Raw genomic sequence first — 17,418 nt, 5'->3', positions numbered from 1 at the left:
CTCTTAGCCCTTAAGTGCGCCAGCGGTAATACCTCGCACAAGCGGCTTTAGACCAAGAACAAGCAGTAATAGGGAAGGGATCAGGACGGTAACTACACCCGCTAAGACCAGATTCCATGACGTCATTTCTTCAAACTGTAGCATGCTGATCCCAATCTGGACGGTTCGCATTTCTTCTTTATTGGTAATGAGTAGCGGCCATAAATACATATTCCAATGGTTCAAGAATGAATATACGCCTAGCGTCGCGATCGCTGGTGTAGAAAGAGGTAGTACGAGTGAAAGAAAGATACGAATATGTCCGCAGCCATCTATACGTGCAGCTTCAAACAATTCACCTGGCAACTGTAAGAAGGATTGTCTTAATAGAAACGTACCAAATGCAGATGCGACAAAGGGGATGATCAGTCCTGTATAACTATCAAGTAGATTCCAATTCTTTATAGTCAGATAATTGGGAATCATGATTACCTCCCAAGGGATCATCATGGTAGCAAGGAACAAGGCGAACAAAAATGTTTTACCAGGAAAGCGAAGGAATGCAAAGGCATAAGCTGCCGTGCTTGCGGTTACGATCTGCCCAATCATAATCAGCGTGGATACTATGAAGCTGTTTCCAATGAAACGCATGACAGGAATGGTCTGAATGACATTCATATAATTATCCCAGTTAAGATGACTTGGTAACATTCTGGGTGGATAGGTTGCGGATTCCCCATTGGTCATGAATGAAGATGACAGTGTATACAACAAAGGGAATAAGATGAGACAAGAAGCTATAAGTAACACGAAATACAGCAGACCTTTGTTCATCCGATTCATGATCATTGATAATGCACCTTCTTCTCTAAGACCTTGAACTGAATCAACGTAAGAATCAGAACAATAAAGAACAGAATCAAGGCTTGTGCACTACCTGTCCCGAATCGATAATTCATAAATGCATCCTGATAAATATTGAACACCATGACGTTGGTGCTGTTCATAGGGCCTCCTTTTGTCAAAATATTGATCTGTCCGAATGACTGAAAAGCACCAATCATGGATACTACCGTGACAAAAAATATAGAAGGCGTAATTAAAGGGAGCGTTAATTTGAAGAAGGTCTTTAGAGGACCCGCTCCATCGATCTGAGCACTGTCATATATATCTTCTGACACGCCTTGCATCCCACTCAGTAATACAATGAATTGAAACCCAAGGTTCATCCACACGGTCATGAGTGCGACAGAGAAGAGCGCCCAGTTAGGGTCAGAGAGCCAATTAATGGGTGCGATATGTAATAGACTCAGGAAGTAATTCAGCGTTCCTAGTGTCGGATGGTATAGAACCATCCAGATGATGGAACCTGTACCTACAGAGATCGCCATGGGTAGTGAGAATATAAAACGAAATAGGTGTATTCCTCGTAATCGGGTCTGTGCCAGCCAAGCAAGGATGAGCGAGAGAATAATACCCGTTGGCACAGTTAAAAGGATGAAACTTAATGTAACGGTTATGCTTTTGTAAAAAAGTTCTGATGTAAGTAAGTCAGTGAAGTTACGAAGACCTACGTACTGTACGACACGGCCACGGGGGTCCGTTAAATTCATGCTCAAATACACCGATTTGAGCAGAGGATAGAAGAGGAAAATACTGAACAACAATAAAGATGGAGCAAGAAATACAAAGGCAAGTATGCGTTCTAACCATCGATTGGTATGCATGGAGCGGGTAGAGAATACAGGCAGGAAGGTCGTTCTTTTCAGCATGTGCTGGAGCGTTACATTTTTCTCCATAATCAGGTGTGCCTCGCTCTCTACTAGTCTTATATCTAAATAGAGCATAAGGCTTGGATATTTTGGCAATGTCATGATGATGTTAAATGACAATCAATTATTTTATTTGTCACCAACTGGGCGAATGTACATAAGATACTGTGAAGTTAGCAAGATTGTAAACAAGGAGGTGTATTAGATGCCAGCTGTTAAAGCGACTTCTGAAGACATTAAAGTGCTCGCACGTTTAATGAGAGCAGAAGCTGAAGAAGATGGAGAACTAGGTATGCTTATGGTAGGTAATGTTGGGGTGAACCGGATCTTAGGGGATTGTTTGGACTTCAATAATGTGCGTAATATTTCGGATATGGTATATCAAAGTCCAGGGGGATTCGAAGCTCCTCAAAAAGGATACTTCTATCAACGAGCTCGTGAAAAAGATATCCGACTTGCTGAAAGAGCTATACGTGGAGAACGTACTTGGCCTGCAAGCAATGCTCTTTGGTTCTTCAGACCCGTAGGGGATTGTCCGCCTACTTGGTACGACCAACAAAACACAGGAAGATTTAAAGCGCATTGCTTCTTTACTCCAACGTCCGCGGATTGTCCGACAGTCTATTAACAAAACCAAGCACTAAACCATTAAATTATTGTTTTTTAACATAAGGAGGAATTATTATTATGTCAATGCAACCTTTTCAACCGGTATCTTATCAAATTGGTAACGAACGTGGAGGGTTTGGTGGTGGTCAAATGAATCCAGGAATGGGTGGTGGTCAAATGAATCCAGGAATGGGAGGATCCTATATGATGCCGCCTCAAGTATCTGCAGGAAACCCAATGACACCACAAGGTAGTGTTATTCCAACCAATGCCCCTGTATTTGAGCAGTCTTATGTTGAGAATATTTTGCGCTTGAATCGTGGGAAAACAGGAACATTCTATATGACTTACGAGAATAATAAAGAATGGAATGCTAAGATCTTCAAAGGTATAGTAGAAGCAGCAGGTCGTGATCACATCATTATCAGTGAACCATCGGGTAAAAGAGTCATCTTGTTAACGATATATTTGGATTACATTACGTTTGATGAGGCAATTAATTATCAATACCCAGGTACACAAGGAAATCAAATTCAACCAAGACGCTAATATCGTATAGAGAAATGTCCCAAAGGGGTGCCATATCGTCGCAATTGACGAAGGCACCCCTTTTAGCGTTGTAAATCGCTGTTTACACATTAAAAGTCATTGTTTCTGTGAAATACAGTCATACCCTAGCGTTTGACTGTGTAATGTATAACTATATAATTAATTATATAGTTTAAATTCAGGATAACTGGGAGATGAGTCGCTTGGGAAAATGACGCTGTATTGTGTAGGTTTGATAATTCAACCGCATTACATTTTTGAAAAACGAAGGAGGTGTACCTATTCGTCAGTGAAGGATTACGATGAATAGGTTAAAGATTGGACCCATTACCGAGTAGTATAAGTTTAATTTGGGTTGTTGCTTTAATATTATTAAATGGTTTTTTCGTCTCAGCTGAATATGCGATGGTGAAAGCAAGAAGTAGTCGAATTGATACACTTGTAGCGGACGGACGTAGAGGTGCAATATTAGCTAGAAACATTACGAACAATCTTGAATCATACTTATCAGCATGCCAACTTGGAATTACATTAGCTTCATTAGGACTTGGATGGATTGGTGCACCGGCCATCGGTCGAATATTACAGCCACTAGTTAACTTACTTGGTTATAGTGAAGCCGTAGTACATGGTATTTCTGTGGCCATTGCATTTATCATTATTACAGTACTTCATATTGTATTAGGTGAATTAGCACCCAAGACGATAGCCCTGAGAAAGTCGAATTCAGTCACACTATTGTCAGCAGCACCGATCACATTATTCTATAAAATAATGTCGCCATTTATCTGGTTACTCAATGGATTAGCTCATCAAATATTGAAGTTTCTACACATCGAACCTGAGTCTGAACAAGATTCTGCACATACGGAGGAAGAAATACGAATCTTGATGAATGAAAGTAATAAAAGTGGATTGATCAATAATACAGAACTCGCACTTGTAAATAATATCTTCGGATTTGCGGAGACGACCGCACGCGAGATCATGATCCCTCGAACGGAAATGATCTGTCTATACAAACATGTTCCTAGAGAAGAGAACATTGAATTAGCATATGACGGGATGAGAACGCGTTATCCCCTATGTGATGGAGATAAAGATAACATTATCGGATTTATTCATATTAAAGACTTGTTAAGAACAAGCGAAATAGAATATCCGAACATTGTTCGCCCAATCATTACGGTACCAGAGTCTATCCATATCAGTGCATTGCTCAAATTGATGCAAAGAGGTAAGTCACAAATCGCCATATTAATTGATGAGTATGGTGGAACATCGGGACTTGTAACGATGGAAGACATCATGGAGGAGATCGTAGGCGAAATTCAAGACGAATTCGATGAAGAACGACCAGGGATTGAGAAGATAAGAGATGACGAATACTCTATTGATGGATTGATGTTAATCGATGAGATCAATGAACGTTTCGGACTTGAGATGGACACCAATGATTATGACACAATCGGTGGCTGGCTCTATTCAAGACTTGAAACGATTCCACCTCAGAAAGGTCAATCCTTGGAATTCGACAATCATATATATATCGTAGATGAAACGGATAACAAACGTATCTCCCGAATTCAATTAATTAAGAAGCTTCTTTTAGAAGAAGAAGGAGCGTAAGAATTCATAGTTAAATACTTATTTTTAATTATGTTGTATAAACATGTAACTTTCTCTCTTAATAGGCGTTTCTATTATATCCCAGGATAATATCTATATAACGAGAGGAAGTTTTATTTATGAAAAGAATCATGCCAAAGAAGTTTCTTACATTAACATTGTTAATGGCGCTAGTAAGTATGTTGTTCTCTATTCAAGTGAGTGCAGCGGATACGCAACAAGCGCTAGCGCCAGGTGCGCTAACGACAGCTCCACCAGTAACGGAGAGCATAGTGCCCAATGCTGTTAATTCTAGTTTTAAATACATTTATTATACTGATCTTGGAATAACTAATCCGAGTAGCTTGAAAGTGAGACTCAATGCGACTATTTCAGCTTATGAGATTGTGAACTCTATAGGTGCTAATGTTTCCTTAGAGCGCTATAATGGATCTATTTGGGTGCCTGTTTCGGGTACGGGTAGTTCACTATCTTCTGTCTCAACGGATTATTATAGTGGAAATGCTGAATATACGGTAACGTCAGGTTATTATTACCGTGGTAAAGGTGTTCTTTGGGTAAAGAAAGGGACTATAGGTGAAGAAACTACGCTTTACACGGGATCCGTTTTAGTTACGCAATAGAATATAATAAAGGGGAGTATCAGTTCACTGATACTCCCCTTTATTTATTACACTAGAAGTTTCTTTCATTTCTTCTTCAGAAGCACAGCAAACGTTACAGTCAATGTCATGTGTTAAGACCTTAATCGATCTAATAATAAAGCAACCGCGCCATGATGAGTTGGGCGGTTGCTTTATTATTAGAACAGATGAAGTTATTAAGAATTACCTACCTTGGAAGGCTCTCTGCCATCTTTAGAAGCTCTTCCTTCGTTACATTCCCATATATCCAAATTTTCATTCCATTATAAAGAAATTGAATATCATTAAAACGGCCAGGAGTATAGTATGCTTCAATGTCATTCTCTAATGTTAATATTTCTGTATCCTCTGAACCCGTAGAAGAGGATACTGTTGGATAAGCGAAAGAATGTATTATTATTCTCATCGTTTCATTATTATCCGTTTTATAGGTCATGGTAACATCATCAGACTTCTCTACGGGAGTTGTCGTGGGTAGCTCAGAACTTTTCAACTCAAATCGTTCAGGTATATTGTGTATGTTGGGATACGTAAAGGATATATAATTCTGCACTTCTTCAAGTGATAATACTTTGGACTGATACTCAGTCACACTTTCCAATATCGCTGAAGGGTTCTCCTCGGTTTCATTAAAATAACCAGGTGGTGGTGATGTCTTAGCTTTTTCCAAATTAGAGTGGTCAGTGGTTCCGAAAACAATATTGATAACGCCGTCGCCCCAGTCTTTAATGGTCGAGTACACAGGGGAACCAGCTTTTGTTATTGCGGGAGGATTGAAGATAATTGCGCCTGCAGTAACAGAGGCAGCAACGACAGCGGCAAGCTGAAAATGACGCTTTCTCTTTTTGAGCATATTCATTTTTTCAATCTTAACCTGGACCTTTTTCCATGATTCCTTTTTCGATTCCTCCGAAAAGAGGCTAGATGATGAAACTGAGTTATCAAAGGCATCATCAAACCATTGATCAAATCTTTCGTCGTTCATCTAGTACACCCCATTCTTTATGCATCATTTTTTTAATGTTCTCCCGCGCTCGGAATAGTCTTTGCTTAATGATATCTTCACGAAGATCTAAAAGTTCTGACATTTCCTTATAGGATAAACCTTGTTTCCAACGGTATTCAATTAATACGCGGAACTCTGGTTTTAAAGAATTGATATAGGTAAGTATAGAATCCTCCATCATTTTACTCTCAACGGAGTGCTCTACAGAGACTGGTGACTGCAATACTTCATCTATATATGTATAAACGCTGTCAATATCTAGTTGGTTACGGTGTTTTTTGTTTTTTCTTAAAAAATTTATGGAAGTATTCCGGGTAACTACTTTTAACCAAGCTTTAAGTTTGATCTCGTTCTCAAAGATAGGCTTCTTCGTAATTATTTTTATAAAAGCATCTTGAATAATATCTTCTGTAGTCGCATGGTCTTTAACGATACAATAGATCATGCCATAGACGTATTCATAATACTCATAATAGATTTTTTCTTGTAGTTCTTCACTAATTTGACTGAAGTCAGCTGCTACTAAAAGATTCAAATTGTTCGACATGATACTCCCCTCTCTAACAAAGACCTATCTAAAAGTAAAAGTGGTAATATTTTCTTAACTATTACATATTACATTATTTAAATGGGTGTGCCTATCTTAATTGATAGTTTGAATATGTGCTTACTTCTTTGGATAACGAAAAAATACATGGTATGATATACCTATTATTTCAAAAATCATCTAGGACTTAACGAAGTGAGGCTACTATAATTTTAGGAGGAACTTATGAACACTCAATATTCGGCATACGAAACCGACTTTCAGGGAGAAAAGGCAATATGGCTTAAGCATGGACGATTGGAAGTAGCTGTCTTACCTGAATTAGGTGGAAATCTGATTTTATTCCGAGATACTGATAAGGGCTACCAATTCTTACGTGAACCGAAAGCGAATGAAATGGAACATTTTAAAGCTAATCCTGGCATCTATGGGATTCCTATTTTGTTCCCTCCCAACCGCTTCGAAGATGGCAAGTTCCCATGGGAAGGGAAGGTATACCAGTTACCAATCAACGAGGAAGCGAATAACAACCATTTACATGGATATATGAATACCCTTCCATGGAATGTAGTGCACTTTTCTTCCGATTCCTATGAAAGTAAGGTCATACTTTCACAAACCGTGCGTGAAGGCCATTTATATAAGACGTATTTTCCATTTGAATTTACCATTACACTAACATATACCCTGAGTGAGGCTGGACTTCAACAACAAGTGAACGTGAAGAATGACGGTAAAGAACGCATGCCTAATTTAATTGCTTTTCACACAGCTATCAATGCACCATTTGTTACTGATAGCGTTGCAGCAGACTATCGTGTGAAGCTCACGATAGGTGAGAGAATAGAACTGAATGATCGTAGCTTGCCTACAGGTCATGTTCTACCGCTAAGTCCGGATGAAGAGCTAATGAAAGGTGAAGGTGTTAATCCATACTTTGATGGCTTGGATAACCACTATACATCACAGCCTCAGAATGGACGTAACATGATGGAACTTACACATACAAGAACTGGTGACAAGCTCATTTATGATGTAGGTACCTCCTATAAGTACTGGATGATCTGGAATAATGGAGCTTGTGGAGAGTTCTTCTGTCCTGAGCCACAAATGAACCTTGTGAATGCCCCTAACATTAAAGGGAGAGACGCAGAAGAGATTGGATTGATTGGAATTCAACCTGGTGAGAGCTGGGAAGAGTCGAGTCGCTTGTATTACATTCAGGGGTAATGACATAAAAAGATAGGTAGCGTAATAGCTACCTATCTTTTTTTAATGACTTCGTTAATCATGTCTATAATTGATGTCCACAAGTTTTACAGAAATGATCTGTTGACATAACGGAGCTTCCACATTGCGTACAATGTCGATTTGAATTGACATGTTGTGCATTTGAAGATCCCTGTCCACTAGGAGGGACAGTTCGTACCTTGACGACATGAAATTGTTGTCCGCAAAAAGGGCAGTATGTGGCGTCCGCTGGCAACATTTTACCGCATCCACATTCTTTCTGACTTTGAATCTGTTGGATTTTTCGCTGCATCAGTTCTAGTTCTTGTTCAAGATTTAGGATGACTTTTTGGAACTTCTGAATATCAGCAATCGGAATGGTGCTTTCTTTACGTGCTACGGATTGGTGAATGATACGACCAATAGCGGAATAGTTCTTATCTATTTCTTTTTCCTTCGTAGTCATTTGAATTTTTAGAGTAGCCGCTTCAACGGTATTTTGTGCTTTTTTGCTAACATCGGTAACACTTTGTTTCATTTTATTGAAGAAGTGTGACATCTTGTTCCTCCTTTTAGGGATGGTATATAGGGATCCCCTTGAACAACTTAAATACACGGTTCATAATTATATTGTATGGTCTTAGTCGGTCTTGTATGACCTTCGAAGTTTCCTTGATTTTCTTTGTATGACTAGAGTATAGGTGACATATAAGATGTCACTAATCCTTTGCTATAATCATGAGAGGAGGGGTAATAATGAAAAGAGTAGACCGATTAATGGCGATCATTATGGCATTACAGCAACAAGGCGAGACGGCTTCATCTTTGGCGAGCAAAATGGAGGTGTCCCGTCGGACTATTTTGCGAGATATTCAATCTTTATCTGAGATGGGTGTTCCTTTGTATGCGATAAGTGGTCCTCAGGGTGGATTTAGACTGATGGAGGGTTACCACCTTCCACCTCTTCAGCTTAATTCGCAAGAGGCTCTAACCGTATTGTTTGCGCTACAAGGCTTAATGGAGTATTCAGACACACCATTTAACAGCGAACGTTGGACAGTAAGAGACAAGATCAAGAATATCCTTCCTAAGAATATGATCGATCAGATTCATCCTTTGCTTCAAACATTGGAAATGAATGTTCCTACTCGGAATTATGTAACACCATATTTGTCACCCTTAATACTGCTAACAGCAGAGTCTAAGTGGATCTCTACACTTTACAAATCCATGAATCATCATAGAAGACTCATCCTTCAACCTCATAAAATATATGCTGCACACGGGTTCTGGTATTGTGAGGCTTATTCTCCTACACACGGTGAAATAAGGGTGTTTAGAGTAGATCGAATGGAGGAGGTTAAAGAAGAACAACCTCAAGAGATTCCACAGCATAAATCCCTACACGATCACGAACATAAGAAAGAACCAGTATCCATACATATTCGTGCTAAATTGACTTACAAAGGAATGCTTCAGGTCGAGCGGGACGAGCATATCGGAGAGTCTATTAGATCTATCGGTGAAGATGAATGGTTGGTTGAATGTGATCTACCAGATTCAGAGATCCCGTGGGCTATTCAATTGTTCTACACACTTGGAATGGATGCAGAAGTCATGGAACCTACGTCACTTAGAGACGGAATCCGTTCTAAATCAAGTGAAGTGTATGATCGATATAACCAATAGTCTAAAGAATAAGGAGATGGAAATAGATGAACATAGAAACGGATCATGACTATGAAATTATACATACCTATGAGGAGGCAACACAGCTTATTGAGCATGTTGGTATTCTTCCTCTTGCGTCACTGATACCTGGACACCCTTCTCTTTCAAGTGTGACTGAGCCCAGTCAATGGCATTCAGGTACAGACCAAGATCCTTGGTCGTGGAGAGTTCGATTCCCTGGGGATGGTTCAGCCGCTTATGGGAAAATGATCAAAAAGAAAGCAATTCTCGTATCACGAGAATGGTTTCCCTATATTCATAAAGTTCTGGGACTTCCAGATGTGCCAGATACTCGTTATAGGGAAGGGTTATTATCCAAAGCTGCATTAGATGTATTCCAATGTATCCAGCATAATGAAGGTATTGATACGCGCGAATTGCGTTCTCAAGCTGGTATGAAAGCCAAAGAAATGAAATCGACATTCGATAATGCTCTAATTGAATTACAGGGGAGTCTAGATATCGTTATCTCAGGAGTTAAGGAAAGAGTAAATGAGCTAGGGGAAGTAAATGGTTGGAATAGCACCTCTTATGAAACCGTAGAACATTGGATGGCATCTTCAAGTGTTATAGAACTTTCAATAAGTCGTGAAGAAGCAGCTTCTGTATTACAAGATAAACTTGCGAGCGTATGTAGTTCTGAGGCCTTTACATATCTTCAGAAACAATTTCATTTAAAATAATTTGATAAGGGGTTGAATTCATTGTTGACGTCTGAACAAATGAATCGTGCAAGAACGTTTGTCTATTCGAATGCTAGATTACTGGATCGCAAAAGGTATGAGTATCACTTCGAAGGCGGATCTGCGGAGGCTGTTGTTACAATATTACGTACGTATCAAAATCCAGATGGTGGATTTGGAAACGCATTGGAACCTGATATTCGGACAGCTATCAGTCAGCCTATTCCGACTGAAATGGCGCTTCTGATTATGGATGAAGTGGATGCATTCAATCTTGACATCCTTGAGGGGATTGTAACCTTTCTTAAGGGAATTACAATTCCTATAACAGGTGGAGTTCCACGAGCATTTTGTAGTCTAAATGCAGATCCCCATGCACCATGGTGGACAACAGAAGAAGATCATATAGGTTCAATGAATCCAACAGGATCCATATTAGGATTACTATATAAACAGTCTGTATTAACTTCTTTCTATAAGGAACCATGGTTCGAACAATCTGTTCAATTTGTTTGGGATAATATGACTAAGATCGATACCAAAGACTATCATGATCTGATTCAATGTATTACTTTCTTGGAAAATACACCTGATCGAGATCGAGCAGTTCCTATGTTACGCTGGTTAGATGAACAACTTCAGCAACATGGAACCATTGAATTGGATCCCGAAGCGGGTGGGTATGTCCATAAAGTATTGGACTTTGCACCAAGATCAAGCAGCTACTGTCGTAAATGGATATCTCCAGAAATCGTGACGCAACATTTGACCGCACTGGTTAATGAGCAAAGAGAAGATGGTGGATGGCCGATCAGATGGCCTGCACTTAGCCCCGGTAATGAAGCAGAGTGGAGAGGTTCCATAACGGTTGATCGAATGCTTACACTGCGAGAATAATAGCGAGAATACAAGAAGAGGCCAAGTTATCCCACGTAGGGTAACTTGGTCTCTTCTTGTGCTAAGTGAGTGAATAGTCACTACATTCTTCATTTTTATAGAGATTAATTTCATACTTCATCGGGAGGATACGAAGTGATCCTCCCGATGAAATTCTGGTATTCCCCCGCCTTAAGTCGGGGGAACGCTCCGTCAGAAGTCGGATTTCATAACCCGTCGCATGGCCGTTGTTACGACTTTCTAAACCATCTATATTTAACAAAGTACATAGGAGTTACCATATTTTGAGAGGGGATTAAATGGAATGGGATGGTTAACAAAGTGGTCATTTGCAAATAAAGCAGCTGTAGGATTACTGGTCGTTATGGCGCTTGTAGTTGGAGGGATAAGCTACACGACACTTCCAATGGAATTCATGCCTGAGGCTGATAACCCACAGGTGAGTGTTATGGTAATGGGACCAGGACAGAATGCCGGTTCCATGGAGAATAAGGTTACTAAACCAATTGAAAGTGCTGTAGGGTTAGTGAAGGGGAAGAAGGAGATACTCTCTACTTCGGGAGAAGGGTATGCGAAGATTGATATCTACTTTGATTCCAATACGAATATGAAAGAGGCCTCACAAGAGGTTCAAAAAGCATTGGATCCATTACAGTTACCTGAAGGTGTGATGAAACCATTCGTACTTCAATTAAACACTTCTATGATTCCAATTTCTCAAATCACAGTATCATTTGATGAAGGTTTGACCGAAAGTAATCTGGCCGTTGCAGAGACAACGATCCTCCATGAGTTGCAAAATATTAAAGGGGTCTCAAATGTTGGACTTTATGGTAGACCTGCCTCACAGATCAGTGTTAGTGCAGACCAGACCAAGATGGCTCAAAAGGGAGTCTCCTTCACGCAACTGATGAGTGTGCTCAAAGGTCGTAACGTAGAAGCTTCCGTAGGGGCACAAACGATTGGCGGACAAAATGGCAATTGAATGTTATATCACAAATTGACAGCATTGATACGTTGAATAAGCTGCCGGTAATGGAAGGTGTAACACTCCAAGATATAGCAACGATCGAGCTGAGGCAGGATCATGAAAGTATTAGTCGATCTAATGGTAAAGATGTGCTATTCGCAGTGGTGACTAAAGAAGCCAATGCAAATGCAGTAGATGTCGGTAATAAAGTGCAGGAAGTCGTTAATGATATTAATAACACGGTGAAGAATGCAGATGTAGCCGTCGTATTCAGTACTTCAGATATGGTCGTTGACTCGGTAAACAGTATGATGCGTGAAGTTCTCATGGGCGCATTGTTCGCGACGATCATCATTTTATTGTTCCTTCGTAATTTACGAGCGACGTTAGTTACAGTGATTTCTATTCCTTTATCCCTAGCAGTTACCTTGTATTTGTTGAAAGTATCTGGTGTGACCCTGAACATTATTACACTAGGGGGTGTCGCTGTTGCAGTAGGGCGTCTAGTGGATGATAGCATAGTCGTTATCGAGAATATTTACCGTCGAATGCAAAAAGAATCCTTCTCCGTTCAGATGGTGATTAGTGCAACGAAAGAAGTGGCTCAAGCCATTACATCATCTACGATTGCCACGGTTGCTGTATTCCTACCGATGGGGCTGTTAAGAGGCGGGTTACAGGCTTTCCTTCTACCGTTTGCCTTAACGATAACGTATTCACTCATTACATCTCTGGTCGTAGCACTGACGGTAGTTCCATTACTTAGTTCATGGTTACTACGGAGTTCTCGCCTTAAAGAAGAGAAATCTTCGAAAAAGTTCGGAATGTTTCTGGCATGGAACCTTCGTCATAAATGGGTAACTTTATCCCTAGCATTTTTCGTATTTGCCGCTTCGATTGCAGCTTATGTATATATGCCTAAGGGTGCTCTTGATGCATCCGATGCAGGTTATGTCGTGGTGAAATTGAAATATGCGAATGATGTACCGGTTAAAGAGGTTCTTGATAGTGGTAAAAAACTTGAAGATTATATGATGAAGCAAGATCAAGCCGATACGGTACTACTTCAATATGGAAATAGTGCTGAAGAAGCACAGTGGGGGAATGTTTCCTCGCTCGCAGAGGTTAACTACACAATTATGATGAAGGAAAACGCTGATGCGCAGGCGTTCATGGAAGCAGTTCGAGCACAAAAGAAAAATTATGACGGAGCGACTTTGACAGCAAATGAAACAGGAATCATGAGTTCAGGTTCCACAACCGAATATGTTGATATTGTGGGTGATGAATTCACAGCAATTTCGTCGGTAGCCAAAGAGCTAACGGCTAAGTTACAAACAGTGGATGGTGTAGAAAAGGTCACTAGCAGTGGTGATGATACAAAGCCAGAATTTGCTTTCAATGTTGATCCACTTGCAGCTAATGGTCAAGAAATTGCGATGCAAATTAGTGCGATGCTTAATCCCATGCCCATTGGTCAAATTGAACTAGATCATGTCTCAACATCAGTAGTATTGGAACCATCGGTTAAACCTACAACTGAGAAGGAACTAACTAGCCTGACGTTAATGACTGCTGGAGGAATGGTACCTCTATCCAAGCTTGCGACACTTGAAGTTCGGAATGAGCCGGCTATGATTTATCACAAAGAAGGTAAGAAGTACCTTCGTATTACGGCAGAAATAGATCCGAAGTTGGTATCGAAGATTGGTGCTAACATTCAAAAGGAAATAGACACAATCAAGGCTCCTGACGGTGTACTGATATTAGCGGGTGGTGCATCTGTCGACCAATCTGATGATTTTGGAGACTTGGGGATGACGGCATTGATATCGATCGGGTTGGTTTACCTAATCATGGTGCTTACGTTCAAGACTTTACGGGCTCCGCTTGCGATTATGTTCTCACTCCCGTTAGCAGCGATTGGCGCGATTGTTGGACTCCTCATCTCAGGCGTAACACCAGACTTCACAGCCTTGTTCGGTGCATTGATGCTCATCGGTATCGTAGTCACAAATGCGATAGTTCTCATTGACCGGATTAAACATAATGAGCAATATATGACGATTCGTGAAGCGATTATCGAAGCAGCATTAACACGGATGCGTCCGATATTAATGACCGCAATTGCGACAATCTGTGCTATGCTGCCACTTGTATTCGGGCATTCAGAAGAGGGTAGTATCGTCTCACAAAGTTTAGCGATTGTCGTTATCGGAGGGTTGACCGCCGCAACGATTCTGACTCTAATCGTGATACCCGTCATTTATGAACTATTCTACTTCCGTAAGTCGGCTAAACAGCGTATAGGGAAGGTTGATTCGGCAAACCATTCGATAAGTAGCCTCTAAATGTTCTCATAATACAAGTGATAGTTACGTTCAGACTCCAAGTTAAATAACGTGAATAAATAAAAAGGGAAAAGGCTGAGTTACTCCGTGTGGGAGAACTCAGCCTTTTCTTGTGCACGTCGGAGAAGGAATATTGCTAAAGAACCCTACCTCGAATCGATCTTTTGGTTTAAAGTGTGATTCTTATACTCCCGAGAAAATGCATGACAGAAGAGAAGGCTGCACCAATCATCGTGCCGCGGCTACCTAGCTTGGAAAATGTAATTTGAAGCTGCTGCTTGTGGTAGGGAAGTGTACGTTCAGCTACAACTTCATTCATGGATGTTGCTAACCATGGCTCAGCCTCTGACAGAGCTCCACCAATAATAATCAATTCCGGATTAAAGCTGTTAATTAAATTGGTAACGCCAACACCAAGGTATCTACCCATTTGCTCGAAATGGCGAATGGCCTCAATGTTCCCTTGTTTAGCACAACGTATCAGATCCTGTGTATTGTGTGCGGGTAGTTTAAACACGGACGTGTCATAGGTTTTCTCAGAGGCATACAATTCCCAACATCCTCGACTGCCACAACTGCAGGGTTTGCCATCTGCCTCAATACACATATGTCCCGTCTCACCGGCATATCCTCGAGCACCCTTGTATAACTTTCCGTCAATGATGATGCCTGAACCGATCCCTGAACCTGCACTGACGTATAGTAGATGACTCACATCTTGTGCCGCTCCAAAGTTCAATTCACCGACTGCCCCGGCATTCGCTTCATTATCAAGGGTCACGGGAATAGCAAAATAAGTCTCTAGTATCTGTTGAAGTTCAACCATCTCCCAACCAAGATTGGGCGCAAATAAAAGGATTCCTTGTTCATCAACCATGCCGGGCACACCGATGCCGATCCCTACTGTTCCATAAGGAGTAGAAGGAGCGACGGATATCAATTCAGCAATAAGGTCTTTCATTGTATCTAACACATAGGCTAGTCCATGGTGTTCCAATGTGAAATCACGTACGAGTATGATATCGCCTTTCAAATCGCATAGAACAGCAGATAACTGTTTAACACGCAGCTCAATCCCAATCACAGTGCCTGCCATATTGTTGAAATGCAGCATAAGCGGTTTACGACCACCACTAGATTGTCCAGGACCGACCTCAATGACAAGCTGTTGCTCACATAGTTCTGCAACAAGCGTAGACACGGTGGCTTTATTTAAGCCGGTCATGACCGATACGCTAGATCTTGATAGGGGGAAGTGCTTTCGAACGGTATGCAGCACTAGCGATTTGTTGATTTTTTTGACCAATGCCTGATCCCCGGTAACTTTCACAAACGACACATCCTTTTTAAACATTCGGTTAATAAGCTTTTAACATTATATCGTAAGTCTAGTATACACTAAATAAAATACTTTGTTTAACCAATATACAAAGTCGAAAAGTTATGATACGATACCGTTGTAAACGCTTGCGAATGTTCTAAATTTGAGGAGGATACATTACATGGCCTATTTTAATTCCGTTAGTAAGATTGCTTATGAAGGTAGTCGTTCCACTAATCCTTATGCATTTAAGTTTTATAATCCGCAAGAAATGGTAGCTGGTAAGTCGATGGAGGAGCATCTGCGTTTCGCTATGGCGTATTGGCATACCTTAACAGCTGGCGGATCAGATCCGTTTGGTAAAGAGACTGCAGTACGTGCTTGGGATTCATGGACTGGACTTGATTTGGCGAAGGCACGCGTGGAAGCGGCTTTTGAATTTTTAGAAAAAATGAACCTTCCTTATTTCTGTTTCCATGATATAGATATTGCACCAGAAGGAAGCAGTCTACGTGAGTTTTATAGCAACATAGATATCATTGTAGATCAAATCTCAGAGGGTATGAAATCAACAGGTAAGAAACTGCTGTGGAATACAGCAAATATGTTCTCTAATCCACGTTACATGCATGGTGCAGGCTCAACCTGTAATGCTGATGTATACGCACATGCCGCTGCGCAGATTAAAAAGGGCCTTGAAGTCGGCAAACAACTCGGTGCAGAGAATTATGTATTCTGGGGTGGGCGTGAAGGATATGAGACTTTACTAAATACCAATCTAGAGCTTGAAATGGATAACATGGCACGCCTGTTCACGATGGCTGTAGATTATGCGAAAGAAATCGGATTTGATGCTCAGTTCTTGATTGAACCGAAGCCGAAGGAGCCAACCAAACACCAGTATGATTTCGATGCGGCAACAACGATCTCATTCTTGCAAAAATATAAGTTGGACGGTCATTTCAAGCTTAATCTTGAAGCAAACCATGCAACACTTGCAGGACATACCTTTGAACATGAACTACGCGTTGCCCGTATAAACGGCATGTTAGGATCACTTGACGCTAATCAAGGCGATATGCTGCTTGGATGGGATACTGATGAGTTCCCTCTCAATATTTACGATTCAACACTAACACTCTATGAAGTGCTGAAGAACGGCGGTATGGGTCGAGGGGGTATTAACTTCGATGCGAAAGTGCGTCGTCAGTCTTTCGAACCAGAAGATTTGTTCTTAGCTCATATTGCAGGTATGGATACCTATGCCAAAGGTTTGAAAGTAGCGGCAAGATTGATCGAAGATCGTGTGTTCGATGATTTCATCGATCAGCGTTATAGTAGCTTTAATGAAGGCATCGGTGCAGAGGTGATCAATGGTAAAGCGACGCTCGCTTCACTTGCTGAATATGCTATGAATAACGATAATCCTCGCAGAAATGAATCAGGTCGTCAGGAAATGTTGAAGGGTATACTGAATCAATACATTCTAGCTGAGTAGGA

Annotated in this window: 17 protein-coding genes; 11 read left to right on the top strand and 6 right to left on the bottom strand. The window is 40.7% G+C overall.

Annotation, left to right across the window (positions count from 1 at the left end; all coding sequences use genetic code 11):
* Window positions 1-3: 3 nt before the first annotated feature.
* Both BW961_RS19525 and BW961_RS19520 read right to left on the bottom strand, forming a co-directional pair.
* A complete protein-coding gene (locus BW961_RS19525; RefSeq protein ID WP_082867514.1) occupies window positions 4-822 on the bottom strand; it encodes a carbohydrate ABC transporter permease in 819 nt (272 codons plus the stop codon).
* Window positions 823-824: 2 nt separating this feature from the next.
* Window positions 825-1,778: a carbohydrate ABC transporter permease gene (locus BW961_RS19520; protein ID WP_425298688.1), complete on the bottom strand. Its 954-nt coding sequence runs from the start codon at window positions 1,776-1,778 to the stop codon at window positions 825-827.
* 178 nt (window positions 1,779-1,956) lie between these two features.
* On the opposite strand from BW961_RS19520, the gene BW961_RS19515 reads away from it, so the two are divergent.
* The 4 genes from BW961_RS19515 (at window position 1,957) to BW961_RS19500 (ending at window position 5,161) form a co-directional block, all read left to right on the top strand.
* The gene (locus BW961_RS19515; protein WP_068586559.1) at window positions 1,957-2,379 is read left to right on the top strand and encodes a cell wall hydrolase; all 423 of its coding nucleotides are present in this window, start codon (window positions 1,957-1,959) and stop codon (window positions 2,377-2,379) included.
* A gap of 56 nt (window positions 2,380-2,435) precedes the next feature.
* Window positions 2,436-2,909, top strand: a complete 474-nt coding sequence (gerQ, locus tag BW961_RS19510; protein WP_068586562.1) for a spore coat protein GerQ — start codon at window positions 2,436-2,438, stop codon at window positions 2,907-2,909.
* A gap of 318 nt (window positions 2,910-3,227) precedes the next feature.
* Window positions 3,228-4,538, top strand: a complete 1,311-nt coding sequence (locus tag BW961_RS19505; protein WP_068586564.1) for a hemolysin family protein — start codon at window positions 3,228-3,230, stop codon at window positions 4,536-4,538.
* A 119-nt stretch (window positions 4,539-4,657) separates the two neighbouring features.
* The gene (locus tag BW961_RS19500) at window positions 4,658-5,161 is read left to right on the top strand and encodes a hypothetical protein (RefSeq protein ID WP_068586567.1); all 504 of its coding nucleotides are present in this window, start codon (window positions 4,658-4,660) and stop codon (window positions 5,159-5,161) included.
* A 208-nt stretch (window positions 5,162-5,369) separates the two neighbouring features.
* On the opposite strand, the gene BW961_RS19495 is transcribed toward BW961_RS19500, so the two are convergent.
* Together BW961_RS19495 and BW961_RS19490 are read right to left on the bottom strand one after the other, a co-directional pair.
* Window positions 5,370-6,167 carry a DUF4367 domain-containing protein gene (locus tag BW961_RS19495; protein WP_068586571.1) on the bottom strand — a complete coding sequence of 266 codons (798 nt, stop codon included), beginning with the start codon at window positions 6,165-6,167 and terminating at the stop codon, window positions 5,370-5,372.
* On the bottom strand, window positions 6,148-6,735 hold the full coding sequence (locus tag BW961_RS19490) for an RNA polymerase sigma factor (RefSeq protein WP_068586574.1): 588 nt from the start codon (window positions 6,733-6,735) through the stop codon (window positions 6,148-6,150). Before BW961_RS19490 ends, BW961_RS19495 begins: the two co-directional genes overlap by 20 nt.
* A 225-nt stretch (window positions 6,736-6,960) precedes the next feature.
* On the opposite strand from BW961_RS19490, the gene BW961_RS19485 reads away from it, so the two are divergent.
* On the top strand, window positions 6,961-7,965 hold the full coding sequence (locus tag BW961_RS19485) for an aldose 1-epimerase (RefSeq protein ID WP_068586578.1): 1,005 nt from the start codon (window positions 6,961-6,963) through the stop codon (window positions 7,963-7,965).
* A 64-nt stretch (window positions 7,966-8,029) separates the two neighbouring features.
* On the opposite strand, the gene BW961_RS19480 is transcribed toward BW961_RS19485, so the two are convergent.
* On the bottom strand, window positions 8,030-8,524 hold the full coding sequence (locus BW961_RS19480) for a double zinc ribbon domain-containing protein (RefSeq protein WP_068586580.1): 495 nt from the start codon (window positions 8,522-8,524) through the stop codon (window positions 8,030-8,032).
* A 197-nt stretch (window positions 8,525-8,721) separates the two neighbouring features.
* Between BW961_RS19480 and BW961_RS19475 the strand changes: the two genes are divergently transcribed.
* The 5 genes from BW961_RS19475 to BW961_RS19460 all read left to right on the top strand — a co-directional run bounded on the left by BW961_RS19475 (window position 8,722) and on the right by BW961_RS19460 (window position 14,597).
* Window positions 8,722-9,654, top strand: coding sequence for a helix-turn-helix transcriptional regulator (locus tag BW961_RS19475; RefSeq protein ID WP_068586582.1), 933 nt, complete (start codon window positions 8,722-8,724; stop codon window positions 9,652-9,654).
* 26 nt (window positions 9,655-9,680) lie between these two features.
* Entirely contained in the window at window positions 9,681-10,379 is a 699-nt protein-coding gene (locus tag BW961_RS19470) for an AlkZ-related protein (protein ID WP_068586585.1), read from the top strand.
* Between the two features lie 21 nt (window positions 10,380-10,400).
* Window positions 10,401-11,276 carry a hypothetical protein gene (locus tag BW961_RS19465; RefSeq protein ID WP_244556004.1) on the top strand — a complete coding sequence of 292 codons (876 nt, stop codon included), beginning with the start codon at window positions 10,401-10,403 and terminating at the stop codon, window positions 11,274-11,276.
* A 304-nt stretch (window positions 11,277-11,580) separates the two neighbouring features.
* A complete protein-coding gene (locus BW961_RS31760) occupies window positions 11,581-12,261 on the top strand; it encodes an efflux RND transporter permease subunit (RefSeq protein WP_326111118.1) in 681 nt (226 codons plus the stop codon).
* A complete protein-coding gene (locus tag BW961_RS19460) occupies window positions 12,258-14,597 on the top strand; it encodes an efflux RND transporter permease subunit (protein WP_326111116.1) in 2,340 nt (779 codons plus the stop codon). Before BW961_RS31760 ends, BW961_RS19460 begins: the two co-directional genes overlap by 4 nt.
* A gap of 169 nt (window positions 14,598-14,766) precedes the next feature.
* Here BW961_RS19460 and BW961_RS19455 read toward each other — a convergent pair whose 3' ends face one another.
* Window positions 14,767-15,927: an ROK family protein gene (locus BW961_RS19455; protein WP_170878589.1), complete on the bottom strand. Its 1,161-nt coding sequence runs from the start codon at window positions 15,925-15,927 to the stop codon at window positions 14,767-14,769.
* Window positions 15,928-16,099: 172 nt separating this feature from the next.
* Here BW961_RS19455 and xylA point away from each other — a divergent pair, with 172 nt between their 5' ends.
* Window positions 16,100-17,416 (top strand): xylose isomerase, encoded by a 1,317-nt coding sequence (gene xylA, locus BW961_RS19450; protein ID WP_068586589.1) that lies wholly within the window; start codon window positions 16,100-16,102, stop codon window positions 17,414-17,416.
* Window positions 17,417-17,418: the final 2 nt, after the last annotated feature.

Origin of the sequence: Paenibacillus macquariensis (assembly GCF_900156375.1) — a bacterium.
Taxonomy (GTDB): domain Bacteria; phylum Bacillota; class Bacilli; order Paenibacillales; family Paenibacillaceae; genus Paenibacillus_AQ; species Paenibacillus_AQ macquariensis.
Note: the sequence above shows the minus strand (reverse complement) of the source record. Positions and strands in the feature narration are given on the sequence as shown.

Excerpts from the sequence above, each read along its gene's own strand:
- xylA (WP_068586589.1), top strand. The coding sequence starts at position 16,100 with ATGGCCTATTTTAATTCCGTTAGTAAGATTGCTTATGAAGGTAGTCGT.
- BW961_RS19475 (WP_068586582.1), top strand. The coding sequence starts at position 8,722 with ATGAAAAGAGTAGACCGATTAATGGCGATCATTATGGCATTACAGCAA.
- BW961_RS19515 (WP_068586559.1), top strand. The coding sequence starts at position 1,957 with ATGCCAGCTGTTAAAGCGACTTCTGAAGACATTAAAGTGCTCGCACGT.
- BW961_RS19480 (WP_068586580.1), bottom strand. The coding sequence starts at position 8,524 with ATGTCACACTTCTTCAATAAAATGAAACAAAGTGTTACCGATGTTAGC.
- BW961_RS19500 (WP_068586567.1), top strand. The coding sequence starts at position 4,658 with ATGAAAAGAATCATGCCAAAGAAGTTTCTTACATTAACATTGTTAATG.
- BW961_RS19495 (WP_068586571.1), bottom strand. The coding sequence starts at position 6,167 with ATGAACGACGAAAGATTTGATCAATGGTTTGATGATGCCTTTGATAAC.
- BW961_RS19470 (WP_068586585.1), top strand. The coding sequence starts at position 9,681 with ATGAACATAGAAACGGATCATGACTATGAAATTATACATACCTATGAG.
- BW961_RS19520 (WP_425298688.1), bottom strand. The coding sequence starts at position 1,778 with ATGGAGAAAAATGTAACGCTCCAGCACATGCTGAAAAGAACGACCTTC.
- BW961_RS19490 (WP_068586574.1), bottom strand. The coding sequence starts at position 6,735 with ATGTCGAACAATTTGAATCTTTTAGTAGCAGCTGACTTCAGTCAAATT.
- BW961_RS19485 (WP_068586578.1), top strand. The coding sequence starts at position 6,961 with ATGAACACTCAATATTCGGCATACGAAACCGACTTTCAGGGAGAAAAG.
- BW961_RS31760 (WP_326111118.1), top strand. The coding sequence starts at position 11,581 with ATGGGATGGTTAACAAAGTGGTCATTTGCAAATAAAGCAGCTGTAGGA.
- BW961_RS19525 (WP_082867514.1), bottom strand. The coding sequence starts at position 822 with ATGAATCGGATGAACAAAGGTCTGCTGTATTTCGTGTTACTTATAGCT.